Origin of the sequence: Salicibibacter kimchii (genome assembly GCF_003336365.1) — a bacterium.
GTDB lineage: Bacteria > Bacillota > Bacilli > Bacillales > Marinococcaceae > Salicibibacter > Salicibibacter kimchii.
On record NZ_CP031092.1, the window covers coordinates 3,321,551 to 3,345,599 of the forward strand.

The 24,049-nt window shown below is 45.1% G+C and carries 24 protein-coding genes and 1 riboswitch; of the genes, 18 read left to right on the forward strand and 6 right to left on the reverse strand.

The features are described 5' to 3' along the window. The first annotated feature begins 2 nt into the window (after window positions 1-2). Window positions 3-170, forward strand: a complete 168-nt coding sequence (locus DT065_RS16905) for an NETI motif-containing protein (protein ID WP_114376398.1) — start codon at window positions 3-5, stop codon at window positions 168-170. 117 nt (window positions 171-287) lie between these two features. Further along, window positions 288-1,595, forward strand: coding sequence for a Na+/H+ antiporter family protein (locus DT065_RS16910; RefSeq protein WP_114375372.1), 1,308 nt, complete (start codon window positions 288-290; stop codon window positions 1,593-1,595). Window positions 1,596-1,606: 11 nt separating this feature from the next. Here the strand turns inward: DT065_RS16910 and DT065_RS16915 are convergent, their stop codons facing one another. Next, entirely contained in the window at window positions 1,607-2,188 is a 582-nt protein-coding gene (locus DT065_RS16915) for a Uma2 family endonuclease (RefSeq protein ID WP_114375374.1), read from the reverse strand. Window positions 2,189-2,363: 175 nt separating this feature from the next. Here DT065_RS16915 and DT065_RS16920 point away from each other — a divergent pair, with 175 nt between their 5' ends. Then, window positions 2,364-2,738, forward strand: a complete 375-nt coding sequence (locus tag DT065_RS16920) for a small multi-drug export protein (protein WP_227002828.1) — start codon at window positions 2,364-2,366, stop codon at window positions 2,736-2,738. 146 nt (window positions 2,739-2,884) lie between these two features. Next, window positions 2,885-6,004, forward strand: a complete 3,120-nt coding sequence (locus DT065_RS16925) for an efflux RND transporter permease subunit (protein ID WP_114375378.1) — start codon at window positions 2,885-2,887, stop codon at window positions 6,002-6,004. Between the two features lie 59 nt (window positions 6,005-6,063). On the opposite strand, the gene DT065_RS16930 is transcribed toward DT065_RS16925, so the two are convergent. Genes DT065_RS16930 through DT065_RS16940 form a run of 3 tightly spaced genes read right to left on the reverse strand, consistent with a single transcriptional unit; the run spans window position 6,064 to window position 8,511 of the window. Next, window positions 6,064-6,837 carry an ABC transporter permease gene (locus DT065_RS16930; RefSeq protein WP_114375380.1) on the reverse strand — a complete coding sequence of 258 codons (774 nt, stop codon included), beginning with the start codon at window positions 6,835-6,837 and terminating at the stop codon, window positions 6,064-6,066. Next, window positions 6,834-7,778 carry an ABC transporter ATP-binding protein gene (locus DT065_RS16935; protein WP_160112626.1) on the reverse strand — a complete coding sequence of 315 codons (945 nt, stop codon included), beginning with the start codon at window positions 7,776-7,778 and terminating at the stop codon, window positions 6,834-6,836. Before DT065_RS16935 ends, DT065_RS16930 begins: the two co-directional genes overlap by 4 nt. After that, complete coding sequence (locus DT065_RS16940; protein ID WP_114375384.1) at window positions 7,762-8,511, reverse strand: MerR family transcriptional regulator; 750 nt, start codon at window positions 8,509-8,511, stop codon at window positions 7,762-7,764. The genes DT065_RS16935 and DT065_RS16940 overlap by 17 nt, the downstream gene beginning before the upstream one ends. A 264-nt stretch (window positions 8,512-8,775) precedes the next feature. Between DT065_RS16940 and DT065_RS16945 the strand changes: the two genes are divergently transcribed. From DT065_RS16945 to DT065_RS16995, 10 genes are all read left to right on the forward strand, one after another. Then, window positions 8,776-9,234: a universal stress protein gene (locus tag DT065_RS16945; RefSeq protein ID WP_160112627.1), complete on the forward strand. Its 459-nt coding sequence runs from the start codon at window positions 8,776-8,778 to the stop codon at window positions 9,232-9,234. 171 nt (window positions 9,235-9,405) lie between these two features. Continuing rightward, window positions 9,406-10,080, forward strand: a complete 675-nt coding sequence (locus DT065_RS16950; protein WP_114375388.1) for an RpnC/YadD family protein — start codon at window positions 9,406-9,408, stop codon at window positions 10,078-10,080. Window positions 10,081-10,199: 119 nt separating this feature from the next. Then, window positions 10,200-10,688: an arsinothricin resistance N-acetyltransferase ArsN1 family A gene (locus tag DT065_RS16955; protein WP_114375390.1), complete on the forward strand. Its 489-nt coding sequence runs from the start codon at window positions 10,200-10,202 to the stop codon at window positions 10,686-10,688. Window positions 10,689-10,795: 107 nt separating this feature from the next. After that, window positions 10,796-12,625 (forward strand): UbiD family decarboxylase, encoded by a 1,830-nt coding sequence (locus DT065_RS16960; RefSeq protein ID WP_114376399.1) that lies wholly within the window; start codon window positions 10,796-10,798, stop codon window positions 12,623-12,625. A 332-nt stretch (window positions 12,626-12,957) separates the two neighbouring features. Further along, window positions 12,958-13,587, forward strand: a complete 630-nt coding sequence (locus DT065_RS16970) for an N-acetylmuramoyl-L-alanine amidase family protein (RefSeq protein ID WP_114375394.1) — start codon at window positions 12,958-12,960, stop codon at window positions 13,585-13,587. A gap of 629 nt (window positions 13,588-14,216) precedes the next feature. Continuing rightward, window positions 14,217-15,116: a formyltetrahydrofolate deformylase gene (gene purU / locus DT065_RS16975; RefSeq protein ID WP_114375396.1), complete on the forward strand. Its 900-nt coding sequence runs from the start codon at window positions 14,217-14,219 to the stop codon at window positions 15,114-15,116. Window positions 15,117-15,234: 118 nt separating this feature from the next. Then, window positions 15,235-15,876 (forward strand): TetR/AcrR family transcriptional regulator, encoded by a 642-nt coding sequence (locus tag DT065_RS16980; protein ID WP_114375398.1) that lies wholly within the window; start codon window positions 15,235-15,237, stop codon window positions 15,874-15,876. Further along, a complete protein-coding gene (locus tag DT065_RS16985) occupies window positions 15,873-16,781 on the forward strand; it encodes an ABC transporter ATP-binding protein (RefSeq protein WP_114375400.1) in 909 nt (302 codons plus the stop codon). The genes DT065_RS16980 and DT065_RS16985 overlap by 4 nt, the downstream gene beginning before the upstream one ends. After that, the gene (locus DT065_RS16990; RefSeq protein WP_114375402.1) at window positions 16,781-18,379 is read left to right on the forward strand and encodes an ABC transporter permease; all 1,599 of its coding nucleotides are present in this window, start codon (window positions 16,781-16,783) and stop codon (window positions 18,377-18,379) included. Before DT065_RS16985 ends, DT065_RS16990 begins: the two co-directional genes overlap by 1 nt. Window positions 18,380-18,568: 189 nt before the next feature. Beyond that, on the forward strand, window positions 18,569-18,727 hold the full coding sequence (locus tag DT065_RS16995; protein WP_160112628.1) for a phenylacetaldoxime dehydratase family protein: 159 nt from the start codon (window positions 18,569-18,571) through the stop codon (window positions 18,725-18,727). Between the two features lie 2 nt (window positions 18,728-18,729). Here the strand turns inward: DT065_RS16995 and hmpA are convergent, their stop codons facing one another. Then, window positions 18,730-19,917, reverse strand: a complete 1,188-nt coding sequence (hmpA, locus tag DT065_RS17000) for an NO-inducible flavohemoprotein (protein WP_114375406.1) — start codon at window positions 19,915-19,917, stop codon at window positions 18,730-18,732. A gap of 133 nt (window positions 19,918-20,050) precedes the next feature. On the opposite strand from hmpA, the gene DT065_RS17005 reads away from it, so the two are divergent. Beyond that, window positions 20,051-20,494 carry an Rrf2 family transcriptional regulator gene (locus DT065_RS17005; RefSeq protein WP_114375408.1) on the forward strand — a complete coding sequence of 148 codons (444 nt, stop codon included), beginning with the start codon at window positions 20,051-20,053 and terminating at the stop codon, window positions 20,492-20,494. Window positions 20,495-20,628: 134 nt separating this feature from the next. Continuing rightward, the gene (locus DT065_RS17010; RefSeq protein WP_114375410.1) at window positions 20,629-21,207 is read left to right on the forward strand and encodes a histidine phosphatase family protein; all 579 of its coding nucleotides are present in this window, start codon (window positions 20,629-20,631) and stop codon (window positions 21,205-21,207) included. A gap of 257 nt (window positions 21,208-21,464) precedes the next feature. Here DT065_RS17010 and DT065_RS17015 read toward each other — a convergent pair whose 3' ends face one another. Continuing rightward, on the reverse strand, window positions 21,465-22,001 hold the full coding sequence (locus DT065_RS17015) for a GNAT family N-acetyltransferase (protein ID WP_114375412.1): 537 nt from the start codon (window positions 21,999-22,001) through the stop codon (window positions 21,465-21,467). 267 nt (window positions 22,002-22,268) lie between these two features. Then, window positions 22,269-22,369: riboswitch (purine riboswitch) on the forward strand. 75 nt (window positions 22,370-22,444) lie between these two features. Between DT065_RS17015 and purE the strand changes: the two genes are divergently transcribed. Both purE and purK read left to right on the forward strand, forming a co-directional pair. Continuing rightward, entirely contained in the window at window positions 22,445-22,936 is a 492-nt protein-coding gene (gene purE, locus DT065_RS17020) for a 5-(carboxyamino)imidazole ribonucleotide mutase (RefSeq protein WP_114375414.1), read from the forward strand. Beyond that, window positions 22,933-24,048, forward strand: a complete 1,116-nt coding sequence (gene purK, locus DT065_RS17025) for a 5-(carboxyamino)imidazole ribonucleotide synthase (protein ID WP_114375416.1) — start codon at window positions 22,933-22,935, stop codon at window positions 24,046-24,048. Before purE ends, purK begins: the two co-directional genes overlap by 4 nt. Window position 24,049: the final 1 nt, after the last annotated feature.

Sequence of the window (24,049 nt, forward strand, 5' to 3'; positions counted from 1 at the left end):
AGATAAAGTATGACGTTGGCGAAAACGAAACGATTGCAGAATGTTTAGATAGAATCGCAAGAGACGGGTACCAGCCGGTACGCAGGATTGAAAAGCCCGTTTTCCAGAAAGAGAAAGGTGATGTTGAAGTCGCGGGACAGCGGATCCAATTTGAGGTGAAGAAGAAATAGAGAGACTTAGCTTGGGTATTTTCCCAAGCTTAATTTTTTCTTTAGTAAAGTAAAGGGTTCTATGTTATTATAAAACACGGTTTATTTATATTTAAAAAAATGAGGGGGGAAGTTGTCTTGTTGAATGCGGTCATCATTTCCGTTCTTGTCTTAGTCGTTCTTAGTTTGCTGCGAGTGAATGTCGTCCTTTCCCTTCTGGCAGCCGCCCTCACGGCAGGTCTAATCTCCGGGATGTCTTTGCTTGATACGACGAATTTGCTCGTATCGGGGATGGGCGGGCAAGCGGAAACGGCGTTGAGTTATATTTTGCTTGGCGTTTTCGCCGTCATGATTGGTTATTCAGGCATTACCGGCTTTTTAGTAAAAAACTTGATACATGCATTGAAAGGAAAGAAAGCTTTTTTGCTTTTAACGATTGCTGCTGTAGCTTCTCTTTCACAAAATTTAATTCCGGTCCATATCGCTTTTATTCCTATACTGATTCCGCCTTTATTGCAATTGTTTGATAGGATGAAGCTTAATCGAAGAGGAGTGGCCGTATCGCTTACCTTTGGTTTGAAGGCGCCTTATGTCATGATACCGGCAGGTTTTGGTTTGATATTTCATGGCGTGATCGTAGATGGAATGAATGACAATGGCATGTCTGTGGGCTATGCAGATATCCCGTTAGCGATGTTCATCCCCGGTTTGGGAATGGTTGCCGGTTTATTATTCGCCATTTTTATCAGTTACCGAAAAGATAAAGAACCTCGTGACGTCGACATGGCCAATCAAGAAATGGCTGTAAATATGAATGAAGAACTTGCATTTACGAAATTTCACTTCTTCACCATTATAGCGATTATCGGAGCATTTGCCGTTCAACTGATTAGCGACTCCCTCATTCTTGGTGCCTTGGCAGGGATCGCTTTGATGTTCGTGTTTCGCGTCATTCCGTTCAAATCAGGAGATACAATGGTGAACGACGGAATAAAAATGATGGGGATGATTGCTTTTGTCATGCTCATCGCTTCCGGGTATGGAACAGTGCTGGAAGAGACGGGAGCGGTGGATCGGTTGGTGGCTTCTACAACGGAGATGCTCGGGGACAACATGTTGTTGGCGGCTGCCATGATGTTGCTTGTAGGTACGGTCATAACGACTGGAATTGGTACATCTTTTGGCACGATCCCCATCCTGGCAACCTTGTTCGTCCCTTTAAGCATAACCATGGGTTTTTCGCCGTTAGCCACAGCAGCATTAATCGGGACGGCCGGCGCGATCGGCGATGCTGGCTCGCCATCATCAGACAGCACGCTCGGGCCGACCGCCGGGCTGGGGGCAGACGGGAATCACAATCACATCTGGGACACCTGTGTGCCGACGTTCTTGCACTTTAATATTCCATTGTTTATCTTTGGCTTGGCGGCGGCGATGATACTGTAAGTGAGATATGATTAGATATTCGGGATGTTCTCCATCACTTTATCCATAGTGAACGAGATACAAGGGAGAATCCTGGATGTGATGGGTTCATCCTGATGATAAATATTTGCCAGTTCATAGGTGTCTTTTTTAAGGACATGTTGTTCAAGGATTCCCAGTTCGGGCTCCACTATCCAGTATTCGGGTATACAAAAGCGGGCATATGCCTGGAGTTTATCCATTTTATCCCGCTTCAGGGTGGAAGGAGAGAGGATTTCAACGACTAAATCGGGCGGGCCTTCTATGCCTTTTCTGCTAAGAATGTTCAGGCGGTCTCGATGAACCATTACGATGTCGGGCTGGCGAACTTCTGAGTTGGATAAAATCAAATCAATTGGAGCATATAAAATAAAATATTCATTCTCACAAGACGCACTTATTTTTTTATTAAGCTCGTAACTAATCAGTTGATGGCGTGTGGATGGAACCGGACGCATTAATTCCAATTGACCATTTACCAGCTCATAGCGATTGCCATCGTCCAAAGCAGCATAGTCATTGTAAGTTAGCACTTGTTCACGCACAGAAGGGTGCTTATCCTCCTTTTTCGACATGAGTACACGCTCCTTCTTTTTAAATGATTATAACATAGTTAATTAGTAGTGATGCTAGGGCATTAAACGGTCACCGGCTCATTCCTTTCCCCGCAAGTAGAAAAGATCTCAGTCCCCCTACATAGGTGTTTCTGTTATAGCATTTATTCCATTTGTAGAATCTCCCGGTGGAGCTATTGTCGGTGCTCTTGTGGGTTTGCCTATTATCTCAGCAGCATTAACCGGCATGTTAGGCAACTGGATTTCAGTGATGCTTATTATTCTACTTTTTAATGCTTTGCTGATGAGGTTTCGCGATCGCACATCAAAAAATGACGGGTTTATTCAAAACCGGGTAAGCAAATCGAGAGAACGTTATGAAAAATATGGTGTGCCTGGCGTTGCAATTCTTGCTCCATTGGTTGCTTCTGGTCATATTGCTGCCTTTGCTTCACTCGCTGCAGGCGCAGACAAAAAGCGAGTTATTGTCTGGCATACTGTAAGCATTGGTATTTGGGGCGTGCTTGGTGGCTTATTTGGGGATTATTTACACTATGAGATCATGCAATAACATGGAGGAGCGAGTGAAATGTCAGCGATCTTAGTAGTAGATAAAGAATTCTAGATTGATTTTGCGGAAAAGTATTGATTCTAACGTGACGTCATGTATTATAGTTATTGGCCAAGAGAAAATTTTATGAAAAATGGAGTGGGGAAATGAACTGGTTGCGGTTATTATTGAAAAGAAAGTTAATCGTTGGTCTGCTGTCCATCTTTGTTTTATTGTTTGGTCTTTTTGCCAGCAATGATGTCGACATAGAGATGATGCCCGGCATGACGATGGACATGGGCATGGTTCAAATTGATGCAGGCGACCTGAACACGCTGGATATGGAAGAGACCGTCATTAACCCTGTTGAGGATCGACTGGATGAAATTGAGACGGTTGATACATATGAGACAACGATCACCCTCGGCAACGGTTCGATCATGATCATGTTTGAAGAAGGGGAAGGGGATGATGCCTTCGCCGAATTAGATGCTGCCATGAATGAACTGGAAAACGAGATAGCTGACATCAACAATGTTTTTTCCATGCAAGCTTCCATGAATCCTCCCTATGAATTGAATTATGATTTATACGGAGCAGACAGTGAAGAGTTGGCGTATGTATCTGAGGAAGTCATACAACCACGACTCGAGTCGCTTGCTGAAGTTAGAGATGTAGATGTGGCGGCTGAAGACAGCCAAGAACTCATCATTGAATTGGACCATGAACAATTGCAGGAAGATGGGGTTGATCCCCAACTAATCGCCCAACTTTTCCAGGAGGAAAACCAGAACAGGGCCATTGGGGAATTATCGGAAGAAGACGATGAACCTCGTTTAAGATGGGACGGCACGATGCTTAGCGTGGAAGATATCGAAGATTTGCAGATATCGACCGCTAATGGACCGGAACCGTTAGAAGAATATGCGTCCATTGAGATAGCCCAGGCGGATACAACAACTACCGCGTGGAAAAACGGGGAAGAAGATTATGTATTTTTGCAAATCGGACGGTCTGACGATGCGACCGAGGTGGAAATGACGGAAGCGGTGCGGGCAGAGGTTGAGGACATGAAAGCAGAGGGACTGCCGGAAGACGTTGAGCTCGAAGAAATGTTAGCCACGGCCGATTATATCACGAATGACCTCCGCGACATTCAGACGAATGTGTTATACGGCGGGCTTCTGGCGCTTTTGGTATTGTTCACTTTTCTAAGAAGCTTTCGTGCCACGGCGATTGTGGGCATTTCCATTCCCTTGTCTCTTTTGCTCACATTTTCAATAATGTGGCTCATGGACTACAGTATCAACGTGATGACACTCCTCGCCCTCGGGTTGGGCATCGCGATGATGGTGGATGCCTCGATCGTCATTCTGGAGTCCATTTATCGCAAACTGCAGCAAGGTCTCCCTAAAATTGAAGCCGTGATCGAGGGCACAAAGGAAGTATCAACCGCCGTTCTGGCATCGATGCTGACGACCGTTGTCGTGTTCCTGCCAATCGGTATTTTAAGCGGGGACATTGGAGAATTCATTATGATGTTGGCGATGGTCATCATTATCACGCTCGTCAGTTCCGTGGTAATATCCTTCACTGTCATTCCTGTGTTGTCAGAGAAATGGATCAGGATGAAAGAATCCAGGGTTCACAAAGGGGAAAACGCCCTCTTGCGAATGTACGGCCGTTTCGTTGGCTGGATGTCATGGAAAAAATGGCGCAGATGGCTGGTGTCAACCGGATTCGCGTTTCTATTTATTCTCTCTCTTTTCCTGGTTGCGTTTGTACCCATGAGCATGATGCCTGATGTATTGGATCGGCAAGCTGAACTCATCGTGAATTTGGATAGCCATACCGATGATGAGGAAAAAGAGGACATTGCAGATGCCATGCATGAGCGCTTGTCCGACACACCAGATGTGTCCGATTATACAGTTATGACGGATGAAGATATGATGTTTGCTTTCGTAAACATGACACCGGAAGAAGAAGCCAGCCTGCCTCAAGAACAGGTCAACTCGGAAATCATGAACAATTTGGAAGCGCTGGAAGAAGATTATCCGATTCAAAATGTGGTTATGTCCATGGAAGCGGGGGAAATGGGGAATCCCGTAGAAATTATTGTGCAAGGGGACAGTCTGGAAGGACTTCGTGAGACAGCCGAGGATATGGAAACTGGGCTGGAAAACATCGAAGGCGTCACGGGCATTCACCATTCCATGTCAGATATGGAAACCGAAGAACAGTTTGTGATTGACGAAGAGGAAGTTGAAGACGCAGGTTTAACAACAGGCCAAGTTCGTGAACAAATTGAAGCTGCTTTCATGAATGAGCAGATTGATGAAATGACCTTGGATGGCCGTGACTATCCTGTCTATATGAGCTCGGATCTGGAAGTGGCCAGCGTAGATGAGCTTGAAGACTTGGCGATTGAAATGCCACCGGAAGAAGAAACCCTGATGCCGGGAGAAGAACCCGAAGAACCCGAAGAAGCTGACACCATGGATTTGGCAGAATTTGTGGAATTGGAAACGACTGAGGCTCCGCAAGAACTGGTACATGAGGATGGCCAGCGGATTGTGAAAGTCATGGCCAGCCTGGAAGACCGTGACCTCGGTTCTGTTAATGCAGACGTGCAGGAGATGATAGCCGGCTATGACTTTGATGATGGCTATACGGCCGGGTTTGGCGGGCAGATGGAACAACAGCAAGAGATGATGACAGAAATGATGTACATTTTCCTCATTTCCATCTTTCTCGTGTATGTCGTGATGGCGATCCAATTTAATCATTTGATCCATCCTCTGGTGATCATGTCCGTGATCCCGATGACGATCGTGGGCGTTATTCTTGGCCTGTTGATGACGCAGCAAGAACTAAACCCGATTTCCGCAATGGGGGCGCTGATTCTCGTTGGGATTGTTCTGAATAACGCCATTTTGCTGGTTGATCGTGCGAAACAATTGCGGAAAGAAGGTTGGGAACGAGGCCAAGCTTTACAAGAAGCTGGGAAAAACCGCATGCGCCCGATCTTTATGACGACGTTGACCACCCTGGCAGGTATGCTACCCCTGGCACTGGCAACAGGAAGCGCCAGTAATTACCAGGCACCTATGGCAACGGTGATCATATTCGGATTGTTATTCGCGACCTTAATTACCTTGCTCCTCGTCCCTTCCGTATATATGATCATGGAAGATATATTGGGGTGGCCCAGGCGTTATTTGAAAAAGCGAAAAGAAAAGAAAGCGGCCAACACAGATACAGAAATGTCTATGGAGAAGCGTTAGTTTTGAAAGGATAGTATAACGACCCATTCAAAGGAATGGGTCGTTTTTGCTGCCCATACTTATAACGATCGCTGATAAACGCGAAACGCGCCGAGAACGAGCAAACACGAAATGATGAACATTACGAGCAAATAACTGCCGTATTGAAAAGCAAGTCCCCCATCCGTCTGGGTTCCTACCACTTCCCGTCCTGCTTCAACGGCCCAATTCAAGGGATTAAAGGCGGCCGCTGTTTCTATCCACCCCGGCACGAGATCCAGCGGCATGAACAAGCCTGATAAAAATAACAACGGCAATTGCGTAAATCCAACAGCAGCTGTCAGGCTCTTTTCTTGTCGGACGATTAGCCCAACGGACATCGACAACGCTCCCATAACCAGGCCGAGTACAACAGCGATCAATATGAGCAGAAGGATCCCTGATAGCCCGCCGGAAAATTGTGTACCTAGAAGCATGGCAACACCTATCATAATCAGTGCTTGCAAGGTCATCGTTAATGCATCTTGTAGCAGGCCTCCCAACAATAATGACGACCGATGAATCGGTGAAATCAGAAACCGATCGAGCACGCCATCACGATAATCACTGATGATGCCCATACCGGCGTAGGCCCCTGCCATCATCGTGCTCATCATGACGATACCCGGGCCGAGAAAATCCATGTACGAGTTCCCGCCAAATCCCGGGAGTTCAGCCATACTTGAGAAAACTTGCCCGAAGAGAAACATCCATAACACCGGCTGGACGACGGTCATCAATATAATAAAGGGAGAGCGCATAATACTTCTTAGATAACGGATAAATACCCACCATATATCCGTGATTAATTTCATTGCTTCGTCTCCTCCCTCAGTGCCCTGCCTGTGTACATGAGATAAACATCCCCAAGCGCAGGTCTGGAAACCGATGCTGAACGGACTTCTGTTTGGTCGCTTTCTAATATTTTTAAAATTTTCGGCAGTTCTTCTGCTCCTTGTTTCGAGTGCACATATAACGTATCTTCGTCGCGTGTAACCTGGTAGAACACTTTTAAAATTTCTTTTGCGCGATCAGCTTGCGCGTTGTTAGTGCATTGAATCGAGAGCGTGTCGCCCCCAAGTTTATTTTTCAGCTCTTCGGCTGTTCCTTCCGCTACGATTCTGCCTTCGTTCATAAAAGCGACACGATCTGAAAGTTCGTCAGCTTCTTCCATATAATGTGTAGTCAAAATCACGGTCAAGCCCTCTTTTGTCTGCAATTGCCGGATCGTTTTCCATAAATCTTCTCTAGCTTCGGGGTCTAGGCCGGTCGTCGGTTCATCAAGAAAAAGCAGCTTCGGATGATGAATAAGGCCCATAGCAAGGTCGAGCTTTCTCTTCATCCCGCCGGAATATTTCATGCTGAGACGGCTCGCATCTTTTTGAAGGTTAAAACGCTCGAGCATCTCTTCTACACGATTCTTTAGATCCTTTCCCTTTAACCCATGGATCCTCCCCTGCAACATTAAGTTTTCTCTGCCGGTGCCCATTGGATCTACGCCTGATGCTTGAGCGACACATCCTACCCAATTTCTTAAAAGGTTTGTTTTCAGATTTTTACCGAAAAGAAAGATGTCTCCTTCATCCGCGACAGCAAGTGATGTGAGGACCCGCACTGTCGTCGTTTTCCCTGAACCATTCGGGCCAAGTAATGCATAAATCGTCCCTTCTCCCACGGTAAGCGAGAGATCATCGATAGCGACAATGTCCTTGCCATACGTTTTGCGGACATCTTTCATTTCAATGGCTGTTTTCATTATCCTCATTCTCCTTTGCTTCTTTTGCTTGTATGGCTTCTGTAATAAACGTAACGACTTCTCTTGTCATCGGATAAAACATGATACCGTCGCTCTCTTCAGTGATTGCTTCCCATGCATTGCCTAAAAATTCTTCATCCCCATCAAACATGTTGTATGCACCCTCCAACCAGCGATCTGCCAATTGTTGCGCAATGTCGGAGTCCGGAGATACATGCAAATGATCTCGAATTTCAAGGATGAGCGTCGTCCATTCTTGCTTTTTCTTCTCATCAAGGTCCACCGAAAGCATCTTTTCCTGCTGTGCCGGATCTAAATAGCGATCAAGCACTCGCGTTATTTCCTCCTTGTCTTGCTGAAACAGTCGCATGGCCCCAAAAATTAACGGCCAATGCACTTCATCTTCAATTCGAATCGAATACAGCACAGCCGAGAGTGATTGCTCCAACTCGTCTAGTCGTTTCTTCTGGTCTTTAACTATCAATAGCTGCTCGGACAACGCTTCTTCCCACGTGTGCGCAGACTCATGTAAAACTGATTGAATTTTTTCTAATGAAAAACCCAAGTATTTCAAAGCCAGAATTTGTTCCAGGCGCATGACCTCTTCCTCTCCGTATAGACGATGCCCGCCTTCGGTTGCACTTTGTGGTTTCAACAACCCGATTTCGTCATAATAATCAAGCGTTCTTACTGTTACGCCGGTCTTTTTTGAAAGTTTTCCAATCGTGTACATAACCCCGCTCCCCTCGTTTATTTGAACTGCTACTGTAAGTATAAAACAGCACGTAACGTGAGGTTCAACGTTTTTTTAAAAAATATGGTTACGTTCGCGTGAGGGAGTCAAAATTTGCGATAGCAAGCATCGTGACTGTGTTTTCGCTTGTATATTTTATAGAGAGTTGGACACTAACTTTTTCGTAATGGTTTTATCTTTGACAACCGGTATTTTAGATGTTATTTTCCTTCAGAACTTCTTGCTAAAAAAGGGGAAATGACATTGTTTAATTATAAGAACATTCTCGTCTGTGTCGACGGAGAACAATTTTCATATGATACATTCAACCAAGCTTGCACGTTTGCATTGGAGCAAGATGCAAAACTTTATATTACGACTATAGTCGACCCAAAACCATATGCCTCCATGGTTAGGTTTGATTCAAAAATTATGCAAAGGGTAGAACAGCGAGCTTCTGAAAGCTTGCAAGCGTATAAACAGTCAGCAGAGGAAAAAGGAATTGCCGATGCCGAAACAATTCTTGAAGTTGGGACGCCGAAGGTGAGAATTACTCGCCATATTGTCCCTGATTATAATATCGATCTTATTATGGCCGGTGAAACGCGTGGAAGAAAACCGGAACGTGTAATGACCGGAAGTATTTCAAAAGGGATCGCCAAACGAGCGACTTGTGATGTCATCCTGGTGAAAAGCAGCGGGGAAATGGTTGCCAAAGTCTGAATGGATAAGGGCGGGATCCCAGATTAGGATCCCGCCCTTAATTAATGGGGGGGATAAATCAAGCATAACCAATGTCTGGTGAATATTATATGGGAACATTTGTTTCTGTAAACGGTATATGCTATTCTTTGTATAACAGAATTTTTTCTGCAAAAAGGATGTGATAAAATAATGACTAACGAATCGTTGGCGCTTGCTAAGGAAGAACATACCTCGTACACTTTGGACCAAGATGGCCTCTGGAAAAAGGTGATCACGGAACTGTTTGAGCCGTTCATGTTATTTTTCGCGCGCGATCTTTACGAGAAGCTAGATTGGAGTAAAATCCCTGACTCACTTGAGCAGGAATTTCATCGCATTTATCTGGTTATAGAAGGAAAAAGGTATACCGATAAGTTGATGAAGAGTAAAAACAATGCCAGCAAACGTTACCAATTTAAGCGTCGTTTGTTCGAATTGATACTGAATGATCAAGAGAAAAATCCCAAGGAATATGTCAATGCGTTATTATATTTTATCGACTATCTAATGGAAATCCCAAAGAAGATGACAGAGAAATTGCAAAAAAACATCAAGCCGATGATTGGAAAGGAGACGAGTGATATGGACGATACGACGTCCCCCGATCTCCCGACATTAAAACCTTTTCTTGATGAGCTGCGGGAAGAAAGGAAGGAACTGGGAAGAGTAGAAGGAAAAGCCGAAGGAAAAGTAGAAGGCAAAAGCGAGAGGACAATTGAAATAGCCGAAAAAATGCTGAAGAAAGATTTTTCGGATGAAGAAATTCTTGAAGTAACAAACCTCACGGAAAAAGAATTGGAAGCCATTAAAGATAAGCATTCGTAGTCTTGCGTTACATTCCAGGGGTCTGCCATCAAACGATGACCGGCCTTTTGGAATGAATTTTCTGTGAAAAGATTACGTTCAATTGGCGATATTGACCGGGCTCAAAGGAGAATCACAGTTTGATACAAACACGACATGCGAAAGAAGAAGATCTGCCTGAGATTTTGGACATCTACAACCAAGGCATTCATGATCGTATTGCTACGCTGGATACAGATGAAAAAGATATGCCCATGATGGAAGCCTGGTTCCGTGAGCGTGAGGAAACATCACCGGTAGTGATCGCTGAAAAGCAAGACACCATCGTAGGATGGGCGTCCTTACTTCCATTTTCTTCACGATATGTTTATCGGAAGGTTGCAACGTTATCGGTTTATGTTACTCGACAGGAACGAGGAAATGGTATCGGAAAATTATTATTAAGTGCGATCGAAGCAGCGGCAAAAGACGCTGCGCTTCATAAAATTGTTTTATTTTCATTGCCGTCTAATAAACAAGGGCATCGGCTATATGCGTCAGCCGGATACAGGGAAGTCGGAGTCATGAAGGAACAGGGCATGATGGACGGGGAATATATCGATATTGTAGTTATGGAAAAAATAATATAGGGCCATGTTGTGAGCGTCGAGATATGGAAAACAACATGGTATCATAGAGAAGAGAATATATGGGAAAGGGTTGGTTGGAAATATGTCAAGTTTCCATGATAGATATAATGTATAGAAGTTTGGAAGAATGCGTACTCGATTTAGAGCAGCAGGGCGAACTTGTGCGAATTCGTGAAGAGGTCGATCCTTATTTGGAAATGGCCGCTATCCATCGCCGCGTTTATCAAGAGAGTGGGCCTGCCGTCTTATTTGAAAATGTGAAAGGTTCAAGGTATCGCGCCGTATCAAACTTATTCGGAACGCCGGCGCGAAGTAAATACATGTTCCGCAAAACGTGGGACGGTGTGCATGATGTGATCGCCATGCGTGATGATCCGATGAGCGCGCTTAAGCATCCGTTGAAAAATGTGGGCACCGGATTTTCAGCAATGAAAGCATTGCCGATGCGCTTAACGAGCGTGAACATGTCTAAACTGGAAGAAATGAATATTTCTGATTTACCGATGATACAGTCCTGGCCGGGAGATGGCGGTGCATTCGTGACATTGCCGCAAGTGTATACTGAAGATCCGGGCAACCCGGGGATCATGAACGCAAATGTGGGCATGTACCGGGCACAGCTGAATGGGAATGACTATGTGCCGGACGAAGAGATCGGTATGCATTACCAGATTCACCGCGGCATAGGCGTACATCATACGAAAGCGAAAGAAAAAGGGGAACCGTTAAAAGTCAGTATTTTTATTGGCGGCCCCCCGGCTCACACGTTGGCTGCTGTTATGCCGCTTCCTGAAGGTTTAAGCGAAATGTTGTTTGCAGGCCTTCTATCAGGGCGCCGATTTCGCCATAGTTATGAGGACGGTTATGTGATTAGTCACGATGCGGATTTTGTCATCACCGGAGAGGTTTACCCCGAGGATACGAAGCCGGAAGGTCCGTTTGGCGACCACCTCGGCTACTATAGTTTGAAACATTTATTCCCGGTTTTACGTGTACATAAAGTATATGGGAAACCGGACGCGATATGGCCGTTTACCGTTGTGGGACGCCCGCCGCAAGAAGATACGAGCTTTGGTGAGATTATCCATCAATTGACCGGAAAAGCGGTCACGCAAGAGCTTCCGGGTGTAAAAGAGGTTCATGCCGTTGACGCTGCCGGAGTGCATCCATTGCTATTTGCAATCGGAAGCGAGCGGTATACGCCTTTTGAAAACGTAAAAAAACCGATGGAACTGTTAACCATTGCCAATCGCATTCTCGGCTTCGGCCAATTGAGCCTGGCGAAATATCTATGGATCACCGCCGAAGATGATGTTTCGATTAACATACATGACGAATTCGGTTTCATGCAATACATTTTGGAACGGATCGATCTTCATCGCGACCTTCATTTCCAGACGAACACAACGATCGATACGCTTGATTATTCGGGGACAGGCCTGAACAGCGGAAGCAAAGTGATTTTGGCTGCTTACGGAGATAAGAAACGTGAACTATGCCGTCAAGTTCCTGCCGGCATGGGAAAAATGAAGCGTTTGAAAAACCCGAAACTTGTCATGCCCGGTGTGGTAGCAATTGAAATAAACGCCTATCAAAATGAACAGAAAGCGACAGAGGACATAAACGCGATGATCGACGAGATCGCTGATAACACTGACATGTCCGCATGTCCACTCGTCATCGTTTGCGATGACAGTGACTTTCTCAGTAAAACCAAAGAAAATTTTCTTTGGGCAACATTTACACGTAGCAATCCCTCGCATGACATGCATGGGGTCAATGCTTTTATTGAAAACAAACATTGGGGTTGTGACACGATGGTCATCGACGCGCGCATCAAACCGCACCATGCCCCGCCGCTCATCGAAGACGAAGAAGTGGAAGCCAAGATCGAGCGTTTTTTTGAAAACGGCCGGTTCGTCGGGGATAAAGTTTAGTGAAAAATGGTGGCATGGTGGAACATGCCGCTATTTTTTTAAGCACTAAAGGGGAGCCATGTGGAAGTAGCATAACACTCCGGAAAAGAAAAATAGCCAATCATTGGCATCACGAAAAGGTTGTGCCCTTGCGTAAAGAAATAACAAAGGAAAAACTAATCAATGATTCCTATAAAGTATAGGATAAAGCTATATAAACATGAAATGGAAAAAATAGACTAATGATGTGTTTTTTAACGTAAAAGTCCTATTTTTCTTATACCCCTTGGCTATAAAGTTCTCCTTTTTTAAGATAGAGTAAAGGAAAATCTACATCCAAAGGGGAATGTTTTATGCAGAAACAAAAACTAGTGATAAAAGGGACGGCCATTTTTATTTTAAGTATTGCAAGTGTTGGCGGTTTATCTGAGCAAAAGGCTGATGCAAATGTTTCCGGAGAAACAATTGTCATTGATGCAGGGCACGGAGGCCATGATAGTGGCGCTTACGCCAATGGCCTTTATGAAAAAGAACTTGTGTATGACGTCGCCCATCGTACAGAGCAGCGGCTTTCAGAAGTAGGAGCGGAAGTGATTATGACCCGCGAAGGTGACAGTTTTGTTGAGCTTATAGATCGAGCAAATATAGCAAATGATAGCGGAGCCGATTCATTTGTCAGTATCCATGCAAATGCACATTCTGATCCAGGGGTAAGTGGCACGGAAACGTTTCATCATCCATCGGACAATGACGGCGAGACATTGGCTTCCGATCTGCAAGATAATATGGTTGAAGAATTCGGAAGCAACGATCGAGGGGTGAAATCTGGTGATTTCAGCGTTCTCCGCAACACGGACATGCCTGCTGCTCTAGCGGAGTTAGGATTTGTGACCAATAAGGGAGAAGCAGAGACGATGAAAACCGATCATTTTCGAAACAAAGCGGCGAATGCGCTCTATCAGGGGCTGCATGAATATCACTAAACTACATACACGATGGGGTACGCTCGGCGGAAATCAAACATTTTTGCCGAGCATTTTTTAGATCAGCAAAATTTATACATGTAAAATCCGCATACTCATTAGAACGGCCGTCGACTTCCAATTGGATTTGGCGTTACGTGAAAAAAATCATCCGAACACCTTTTAGTATATGGGTGATGCTATACATAAGTACTCTCCATCACCCTCGCCGTTCATCTAAGTTCCCACACCATGAATATTTATCATTGAATGAAGGTTGTGGTAAAATCATGGCAAATACAGTGCCTCTGCTTGTGCAAGAAGCCTACCTCTTATTTAGACAAAGATGGCCTTTGGAAAAAGGCGATCACCGAACTGTTTGAACCGTTCAAAAATCGTTGAAGTGACAGGTTTCAGTGAGGAATCCTTAGATGAGATCAAAAACCGGATGTAATGGTAGCAGGCAAGTTTGTCCTGACATAGGGCAAACGTTCTCTTTAGTACTCACGTATTCACGGTGACTTTTTTCGTCTTCACGGAATTGTTTCTCCCTGGTAACAGGGTCGGGTTCGCCAAGCCTGAGTGCATGTTATAATATAAAATAGTGAGCTTTTTCATAACACTATACACCAGCATAGCAAGGAGCCATTATGGAACCAACCAATCAAAATAAGCATCAAGCGTTTCAACAGGATCAAAAAAATCGGGGACGCCTTCTCATTACTTGCCCGGATCAGCGTGGTATTGTGGCAGCCGTTTCTCAATTTTTAGCGACTCATCAAGCAAACATCATTGAATCCAGCCAGTACTCCACAAATCCGGAAGGCGGCGATTTTTTTATCCGGATTGAATTCGAATGTCCGGATCTCGACTCGAAAAAGACGTTGTTGCAGGAGGAATTCGAGACCATTGCTCAACGGTTTTCGATGGAGTGGACGCTATCTTTTGTGCATGATTTAAAAAGAGCGGCGATCTTTGTATCCAAGGAACTCCACTGTTTGCGCGAGTTGCTTTTGGAGTGGGAGAACGAAGATTTGGTGATGGACATCCCGCTTGTTGTTAGCAATCATCCGGAAGCGAAAAATTTTGTGGAATCGTTCGGCATCCCTTTCGTCCATATTCCGGCAAATAAAAACAATCGGCAAGAAGCTGAACAACAACAACTCAAGCTATTGGAAGAACATGATATTGATGTCATCATACTCGCCCGCTATATGCAAATTTTGACGCCGGCGTTTGTCGAGACTTATTCTGAAAAAATCATCAATATTCACCATTCCTTTTTACCCGCATTTGTAGGTGCGAAACCGTATGACCGCGCATTCGATCGAGGGGTGAAACTTATTGGCGCCACCTCCCATTATGTTACCAATGACCTTGACGAAGGCCCAATCATTGAGCAAGACATCAAACGCGTAAGCCACCGCGATCAGGTGGAAGATTTGAAAAAGAACGGCCGGATCATCGAAAGGAGCGTTCTCGTCCGGGCGGTAAGATGGCATGTTGATGACAGAATTATTGTCCATGATAATAAAACGATCATATTTTAAAGGGGCTGCCGTTGAAAGGCAGTTCTTTTTTATGAATAGGATTGACCACCATGGTCGACTGGCGTTATACTTAAGTCGACCAACCTGGTCTATTCTAAAAAACGAAGGGGAGGAAGCCATGAATGAAGCCTTTAAAAACCTTGATGAAACGAAGAAAAATCGAATAAGGAATGCCGCCCTTCAAGCGTTCGCCGAAAACGGATATGAGCAAGCTTCTACGAATACAATCATCAAAAATGCCGGTATCGGCAAGGGAATGCTTTTTCACTATTTTAATAATAAAAAAGACCTTTATGAATATCTTATCGATTACGCCTTAAACGTTATTTGGTATGAGTATATCGTTCTTATTGACATGAATGAATCAGATTTCATCAAAAGGTTGAAAGATATCGCGGGGATTAAAGCGGCGTATTTCGATAAATATCCGAATGTCAATAATTTTATAGGAACCGTACTTTTTAATGATGAAGAGCAATTGCCGGAAGAATTGAAAACCCGGTTGGCGAATTTTCGAGAAATCGGAAATGAACTATTTTATAAAAATATTGATAAAAATTTATTTCGTGATGATGTCGATGTAGAAAAAGCATTCAATCTTATACGCTGGGCGATCGAGGGGTACCAAAATGAATTAATACAACAATTTAAGGGCACAAAGATTGCAAACGTAGATTTACAACCTTATTGGGATGAGTTCTATGAATACTTGGACGTGTTAAAAACAAGTTTTTATAAAGACCGGGAGGATGTGCGATGAGTCTATTAAGCGTACGCAATTTAACAAAAAGATTTGGGAAATTCACCGCATTGGATGGCGTCGATATCGATGTGAAAGAAGGAGAAATTTACGGGTTTATTGGCCCGAACGGTGCGGGCAAATCGACGACTATTCGTGTGCTTCTCGGCATTTTAAAGGCGACAAAAGGCGAGGCAAAGATCTTTGGAAAAGATGCTTGGGCGGATGCCGTTGACATCCATAAGCGTATTGCATATGTGCCGGGAGATGTGAATTTGTGGCCAAATTTAACCGGCGGTGAAGTGATCGACCTGTTTGTGAAATTACGCGGCGCAAACCACCAGAACAAACGGGAAGAATTGATTGAAAAATTTAATTTGGATCCTACAAAAAAATGCCGAACATACTCCAAAGGGAATCGCCAAAAGGTCGCGTTAGTGGCAGCATTCGCATCCGAGGCAGACCTTTATATTTTGGATGAACCGACAGCCGGGCTTGACCCTCTCATGGAGCAAGTATTTCAAGAATACGTCCTGGATATGAAAAACAAAGGCAAGAGCGTTTTGCTGTCCAGCCATATTCTGTCAGAAGTAGAAAAGTTATGCGACCACGTCGGTATTATTCGCGAAGGAAAAATTATTGAAACAGGGACGCTTAAGGAGCTTCGTCATTTAACGAGAACCAATGTGTTCGTGGAGACAAAAGAACCGATCCCATCTTTAGACAACCACGAAGGCGTTTATGACATCGAAGCGCAAGGGCAGGCACTTTCCTTTCAAGTCGACGCCGAAGAACTGGACAGTGTGATCAAACATATCAGCCAATTTGGCATCGTGAAATTGGAAAGTGCACCGCCGACATTGGAAGATTTATTTATGCGCCATTACGAGCAAAAAGATGAATCCGATGTCGGAGGTGGATCTTGATGGCATCTCTACTGAAAAATACCGCTTCTCTTGTCAGGTTGATCGTAAGAAGGGACCGCCTCCGGATTCCTTTATGGTTGATCGGTATTACCTTCTTTACTTTAATTGTGCCGATCGCTTTTACTGACCTTTATTCGTCCCAAGAAGAACGGGACGGGATGGCAGAAACGATGGAAAATCCCGCGATGACGGCTATGGTCGGCCCGGGTGATTTGGAAAATTATACAATTGGCGCCATGACCGCACATCAAATGCTCCTGCTTACCACGGTCGTCGTTGGACTGATGAGCATTCTGCTGGTGACTCGCCATACACGGGCAGATGAAGAAGACGGGCGTATCGAAATGATTCGTTCGTTGCCGGTCGGCCGGCTTTCCAATTTAAACGCGACTTTATTTGTTGTGGGCACAACGAATGTGATTCTGGCGCTCCTCAACGGTTTTGGCTTGTATGCCTTAGGGATTGAAAGCATGGATCTTGAAGGTTCCTTACTTTACGGTGCTGCTTTGGGGGCTGCCGGCATTTGTTTTGCAGGCGTAACCGTCCTATTCGCCCAGCTTTCTCAGAATTCCCGCAATACCATCGGTTTGTCCATTGCCGTGTTGCTTATTGTCTATCTTATCCGCGCGGTCGGTGATGTCAGCAACGACACATTGTCTTGGTTTTCTCCTTTAAATTGGGTGACGAGAACAGAGGTGTATGCAAATAACTACTGGTGGCCGATTTTCATGTTGATTGGATTTTCGATCCTTTTATTTATCATCGCAAACTATTTGAATGCCATCCGTGACTTGGAAGCAGGCTTTTTCCCGGCAAAACCTGGGCGAAGAACCGCCTCTTTCTTTTTACAACATCCATTCGGCCTTGCCTTAAAGCTGCAACGGACCGGCATAATCGCATGGGCTATCGGCATGTTCGTCATGGGCGCTGCTTATGGCTCTGTTTTAGGTGATTTGGAAACTTTCTTTGAAGGCAATGAAATGATGGAGCAAATGCTCGTGGAAGAGGAAGGCTACACGCTAACAGAACAGTTCATTCCGATGCTCATGATTGTTATGGGGCTGCTTGCCACGGTGCCACCTGTCATGGCTATGCTTAAACTTCATGGGGAGGAGAAAAAGAACCGTATAGAGCATGTACTGAGCCGAGCGGTTTCGCGGACAAGGTTAATGGGCAGTTATTTGGTCATCGCGATCGTAAACGGGTTTGTCATGCTTTCACTGACCGGCATAGGTCTTTGGAGCACGGGCACGGTTTCTATGGAAGAAGGATTGGATTTCGTGACGATTTACGGGGCCGCGCTGGTCTACTATCCGGCCATGCTTGTCATGATTGGAATTGCCGTGTTGCTCGTTGGGTTTATTCCAAAAATAACTAGTGTTGTTTGGTTTTATATTTTCTATTCCTTCATTGTTCTTTATATGGGAGGATTGCTTGATTTTCCGGAGTGGATCGCTAACTTGTCACCATTTGGGCATACCCCTCAACTCCCGGTCGATGAGATGGCGTGGATGCCGATGATTGTGCTGACCATTCTCGCGGTAGGACTGATCATCGCCGGTTTTATCGGATATCAAAAACGGGATATTCATGGGTGACCGACGTGGCCGGTGTTTAGTTATTTGCTCTTGCGTTGTAAAGCCGCATTATTTCGTTGAAAAGATGTGGCTTTACTAGCTTTTGGTTTTAACCCGATTATCGAAATGTAATCAAGAATAGGGACAATAATATTTTTCGTTATTTAACAATTGCGCTTCGATAATGGGATAAAGAAGTTATGAGCCATTTTGTGGCATGAAGTATCCGTGCTGCAACCGGAAGATTTGGATTTGGAATACGTTAATTGCCATCCAAAGACAGGTTTTCTGCCTTACGTTGACGTCCATGAAACACCCGATCGGGTGACAGGAAAAAGCCGTATTACTGTTCCCAGCGATACGGCCTGATTTCAAACAAACGGTTTGAACATTTCTCTTTCAATACGTTCTTCGCTGATGCCGAGGTCTTGCTCCAGTATGTCTTTCATATCCGCGGTAAACGTACCGGGGCCGCATAGAAAGAATTTTTGTCCATCGTTTTCCTCAATGATCGTATGAAGCAATTCTTTATCGACATGAGCGTCGGTCTCCGTGTAGCGCACATGGGGACGGAAGTTTTCATATTGGTCATTGAGGACGTTCATTTCTTCAAGTAACGCGTGATTTTCTTCGTTTTTGGTAGTATAAACAAAATCAATGTTTCGCTCCGGGTTCGCTTCGAGCGCCCCTTTGGCCATGCTGATAAGCGGTGTTTGTCCGATGCCGGCACCGAGTAGAACGATAGGGTCATCGGCGTTTACATCGGCCGTGAATACACCAGCTGGCGCGCTGATAGAGATTTGGTCTCCAACGTTCAGTTGATCGTGAAGGAAATTGGAAATCTCGCCATCAGGATAGTCTGGCGACGCCTCCCTTTTTACGGAAATACGAAAATGATCTTTGTCAGGGGCATCGGATAAACTGTAATGACGCAAATGGGTGTATTGATCGTCAGGCAACAACACGCGTAGCGTAATGTATTGGCCGGGTGAAAACGTCGGCAGCGTTTCCCCGTCTTCAGGTTTGAAATAAAAGGAAGTGATACCCTCGCTTTCTTTTGTTATTCCGTCGACCACGAAAGGTCGGAAACCGTTCCAACCGCCAGGTTGATCTTTTGTTTCCTGATATAATTCTTTTTCCGCATCAATGAAAATGTCCGCGACGATTTCGTAGGCTTCGCCCCAGGCCTCCAGCAATTCATCACTTGCTGCTTCCCCGAGCTCTTCTTTCATTGCTTTCAACAAATAATGGCCGACAATCGGATATTGTTCCGGAACGACTTGCAGGGCGACGTGTTTATGTGCAATTTTTTTGACGGTGGGGAGCAAAGATTCAAGGTTTTCAATGTTGACAGCAGCGGCGTAAAGCGTTTGCATAAGTGCTTTCGGTTGTGTTCCTTGTTTTTGGTTGCGATGATTGAAGATATTCAACAGTTCGGGATGGGCTTCAAACATTTGCTCGTAAAATCGTGTTGTAATGGCTTCGCCTTTTTCAGCCAGAACGGGTGCACTCGCTTTAATTTGTTCTACATGTTGTGAGGAAAGCATTTTGGTGGTCATAAAAAAGCACTCCAATTTTTAAGTAGCATTTGAAATACATCTTTATCGTAATGTAAGATAGTTTCAAAAGCAATATATAAAATACATCTTTAAATAAATGGTCACATTTTTCTAAAGAAAGGAGGGGGTCACGGTGCAGCTCACATCTTATACCGATTATTCATTGCGCGTGTTGATCTACGTGGGGACACTTCCCGAAGGTGGTCGAACATCGATTAAAGAAATTGCCTCGGCTTATCAACTGTCAAGCAATCACTTACAAAAAATAGTCCATGACTTGGGCAGGAAAAACTATCTCGAAACCATCCGTGGACGAAACGGGGGCATTCAACTTGGAGCCAAGCCTGAAAACATAAATGTTGGCGCATTGGTTAGGGAAATGGAAGACATGGCGTTGGTCGACTGTTTTAACGAAAATCATCTCTGTGCCATCAGCCCCGTTTGTCGCCTTAAAGGTGCGTTGCATAGAGCGAACGAAGCTTTCTTAAAAGTGCTTGATGACTACACCCTTGCGGATTTGTTGGTGAACAAGGATGATTTGGCCGACATATTTCTGGCGGAGATCAGAAAGACATGACGTATAATGGAGTTAGAGCTTAAGAAAGCATTGAGGCCCCAGCCCTTACAAGAATGTAGACGAGAGTGTCTGGAAAGCGCCTAGAAAGCCCTTAATAATGGAGTTTTTTTGATTTTTAGAAGGAGTTGACTGCATTGACGACATTTGGACTCATTAGGCACGGGATTACGGATTGGAATGAAAATGGAAGAGCACAGGGGATCACAGACATTCCCCTCAATGTGACGGGAAAACAACAAGCCAGTGCTTTGGCCAATCGGCTGTTCTTGGAAGAAAAGTGGGATATGATCGTTGCCAGTGATTTATCGCGTGCTATGGAAACGGCTGAAATAATCGCCGCTAAATTAAAATTGCCGGTCAGCCATGACACGCGAATAAGGGAAATGGATTGCGGAGAGATTGAAGGCACCACTGAAGATGAAAGGGTGGAAAAATGGGGGAGCGATTGGCGGCAGTTAGACTTAGGGATCGAAACGGCGGAGGAACTATCACAGCGAGGCTATGAATTTTTGGAAGAAACCGCGGCAAAAAATGAGAATAAGCGCGTACTGATCGTCAGTCACGGAGGGTTAATTACCCGAACGATCCAGCGATTAATGCCGGAAACCTTCCCAATCACACGCCTTGAAAATACATCGGTAACGAATCTTCGAAAATGGGAAAATAACTGGGATTGCACGTTGTATAATTGTACGAAGCATTTGGGGGTATAAATAAAGAGTACTGATTGACATTGACGCAAATAACCCTCTAAAGTCGGGTGCCTTTTCGCACTGGGATTAGATACCCTTGAATCAGTTTTTCGTCTTTGTTCGGTCGCTAAAGGTGCGGTTAGATACCCCCTGACCTAGATTTTTCCCTCTGTTCGGGTTTTAAAAAGTCTGGATGGGATATAATCGAGTTCCAACTACCAAGCGTAGCCGTTTTGGCTGATATCAATAGGGTTCCTTCGCAACAAGAAAAACGAGGATCAACCTAACCGCTCAAGGTGAATCCGATTCTCTTCCCATTCACTCTCCAGCATGCTCATTTCAAAAAGACTCCAATAGTCGTCGCCCATTTTTCTTAGATCTCTCAGCAATCCATCCTTTTTAAAGCCCACCTTTTCATAACAGGCAATCGCCGGTTCGTTAAACGAAAAGACACCGAGACTGACTCTATGAAGCTTCATGTCATCAAATGCAATCGTAAGGATGTCGCGCATCATACGTTGCCCAATCCCTTTGCCCCTGGCATCCGGATCACCGACTAGCACTTTGCCGACCCTTGCCGAGCGGTTTTCTTTATCGATTCTCCCCAATGAAATGTGCCCGATGATCCTCTCACTTTCTTGATCCACGACGCTATATATGTAGCGGTCAGGCTCTTGCATGTAGCGTTCGATTTGATTTTCATCCAAAGGAAAAGTGAAATTGGGGCCGCCCCACTGTAAAAGAAATTCCGGCGTTTCGATCCATTCGATGAGTTTTTTCATATGAGACCGCTGGAAGGCTTGTAATTTAATCATTGAAAGACTCCTATTCCTTGGTGTTTGATTATAAAACTGGATGTATTAAGCATACAAGAAAATAACGATGGTGATAAGATGCCCAATAAAATGCGGGATTACCATCCATTTTATACTCGTGTGGCAAAAAACGTACCTGAACCGGGGAAAGGGAGCATGTTCACGAAATATTATATTCAATTTCCGAACGATTATATATACACGTATCAGAAACATTCGACTTTTACATTGACATTTTTTCTTACACATACTACGATGAAAACAGAGAAGAACGATGAAAAAAATCCTCATATAATTCGGGAATATGGCTCGAACGTTTCTACCTGGTCGCCGTAAACGGCCGGTCTATGAGGAAGCTTGCAGAGATGCGCAGAATTTGCTCACTGTGTCTTTAGGCTTCCTCTTGGACAGTGGGCTATTTTATGTTGAACGGAGGTTAATGGATGGCTATTGAAGTTGGCGTGATCATGGGGAGCACGTCTGATGAAGCGACGATGGCGCATACTTGTCGGATTTTAGAAGCGTTTGAAGTGCCTTTCGAGAAAAAAATCGTATCGGCACATCGTACACCTGATGCTATGTTTCAATACGCAGAAGGCGCACGCGAACGCGGCATAAAAGTGATTATCGCGGGTGCTGGTGGTGCTGCCCACCTTCCGGGCATGGTGGCGGCTAAGACGACACTTCCCGTCATTGGTGTACCCATCCAATCGAAAGCGTTGAGTGGATGGGATTCGCTGCTTTCGATTGTACAGATGCCAAAAGGGGTACCGGTGGCTACTGTCGCGATCGGTGAGGCAGGCGCGGAAAACGCCGGGTTGTTGGCGGTGCAACAATTATCCGCGTTTGACGGGACATTGGCTGAAAAACTACAAGCGCGGCGTGATAAAAAAGCTGATGAAGTATTGGCACAGGGGGAAGAAAACGAACGATGATTACACCGGGAAAAACCATTGGAATTTTAGGCGGCGGGCAGCTCGGACGGATGATGGCACTAGAGGCAAAAGCAATGGGTTATCGCATCGCGGTTCTTGAGCCTAAGGCAGATGCTCCCGCTGCACAAGTGGCCGATGAAGAAATCGTTGCCGCTTATGATGATGATGAAGCCGTGCGAAAACTGGCAGCGATCAGTGATGTCGTCACCTTTGAGTTTGAAAATGTGGATGCTGAGACAGCCGCTATTTTAGAGGAAGAAAAGAAACTCCCGCAGGGCGCTCGCTTTCTGCGCATATGCCAACACCGCTTGCGTGAAAAAGAAGCGCTCACCGATGCAGGTCTTGACGCCGCACCATATCTCGAAGTCATCGGGGAGGAATCTTTACGGCAAGGCATCGCTAAGCTGGGAAGACCAGCAGTACTTAAAACGTGCCGTGGAGGTTATGATGGAAAAGGGCAAGTTGTCATCCGCGATGGCGATGACGTGCTGACAGCTTATGAGCAACTGAAAGATTTGGGTGACCTCGTGTTGGAACAGTGGGTCCCGTTTGCCAAAGAAATCTCCGTAATCGTTACGAGGACGGAAACGGGGGAGATCGTTACGTTTCCGATTGCTGAAAACGACCATGAAGATAACATACTGAAACGGACGATTGTACCGGCACGCATTGATGAAAAAGCCGAACAATCTGCGCTGGAAATGGCTGAAACGTTCGCAGAAAACATTTCCCTCGTGGGCACACTTGCAATCGAAATGTTTTATCTCGAAGATGGGAGCCTATACGTAAATGAACTTGCGCCGCGCCCCCATAATTCGGGGCACTACTCGATTGATGCTTGCAACGTGTCGCAATTCCATTTGCACGTACGTGCTATCTGCGGGTGGCCGCTTATCACACCGGAGTTAGCGACGCCGGTGGTGATGGATAACGTCCTCGGTGAACACGTGGAAACAGCCATAGAAACAATTCCGGACTATCGCAATACATTTCTTCATTTATATGGAAAAGCGGAAGCGCGACCGGGCAGAAAAATGGGTCATGTGAACGTCACCGGAAAGACGAGAGAAGAAGCACTGGCAAACGTGAAAAAACTTGCGATTCGATCTTAGA

Excerpts from the sequence above, each read along its gene's own strand:
- DT065_RS16915 (WP_114375374.1), bottom strand. The coding sequence starts at position 2,188 with ATGTCGAAAAAGGAGGATAAGCACCCTTCTGTGCGTGAACAAGTGCTA.
- DT065_RS16935 (WP_160112626.1), bottom strand. The coding sequence starts at position 7,778 with ATGAAAACAGCCATTGAAATGAAAGATGTCCGCAAAACGTATGGCAAG.
- DT065_RS16990 (WP_114375402.1), top strand. The coding sequence starts at position 16,781 with ATGGCATCTCTACTGAAAAATACCGCTTCTCTTGTCAGGTTGATCGTA.
- DT065_RS16960 (WP_114376399.1), top strand. The coding sequence starts at position 10,796 with ATGTATAGAAGTTTGGAAGAATGCGTACTCGATTTAGAGCAGCAGGGC.
- purE (WP_114375414.1), top strand. The coding sequence starts at position 22,445 with ATGGCTATTGAAGTTGGCGTGATCATGGGGAGCACGTCTGATGAAGCG.
- DT065_RS16985 (WP_114375400.1), top strand. The coding sequence starts at position 15,873 with ATGAGTCTATTAAGCGTACGCAATTTAACAAAAAGATTTGGGAAATTC.
- DT065_RS17015 (WP_114375412.1), bottom strand. The coding sequence starts at position 22,001 with ATGATTAAATTACAAGCCTTCCAGCGGTCTCATATGAAAAAACTCATC.
- DT065_RS16950 (WP_114375388.1), top strand. The coding sequence starts at position 9,406 with ATGACTAACGAATCGTTGGCGCTTGCTAAGGAAGAACATACCTCGTAC.
- purK (WP_114375416.1), top strand. The coding sequence starts at position 22,933 with ATGATTACACCGGGAAAAACCATTGGAATTTTAGGCGGCGGGCAGCTC.
- DT065_RS16980 (WP_114375398.1), top strand. The coding sequence starts at position 15,235 with ATGAATGAAGCCTTTAAAAACCTTGATGAAACGAAGAAAAATCGAATA.
- DT065_RS16930 (WP_114375380.1), bottom strand. The coding sequence starts at position 6,837 with ATGAAATTAATCACGGATATATGGTGGGTATTTATCCGTTATCTAAGA.
- DT065_RS16970 (WP_114375394.1), top strand. The coding sequence starts at position 12,958 with ATGCAGAAACAAAAACTAGTGATAAAAGGGACGGCCATTTTTATTTTA.
- hmpA (WP_114375406.1), bottom strand. The coding sequence starts at position 19,917 with ATGACCACCAAAATGCTTTCCTCACAACATGTAGAACAAATTAAAGCG.
- purU (WP_114375396.1), top strand. The coding sequence starts at position 14,217 with ATGGAACCAACCAATCAAAATAAGCATCAAGCGTTTCAACAGGATCAA.
- DT065_RS16925 (WP_114375378.1), top strand. The coding sequence starts at position 2,885 with ATGAACTGGTTGCGGTTATTATTGAAAAGAAAGTTAATCGTTGGTCTG.
- DT065_RS16940 (WP_114375384.1), bottom strand. The coding sequence starts at position 8,511 with ATGTACACGATTGGAAAACTTTCAAAAAAGACCGGCGTAACAGTAAGA.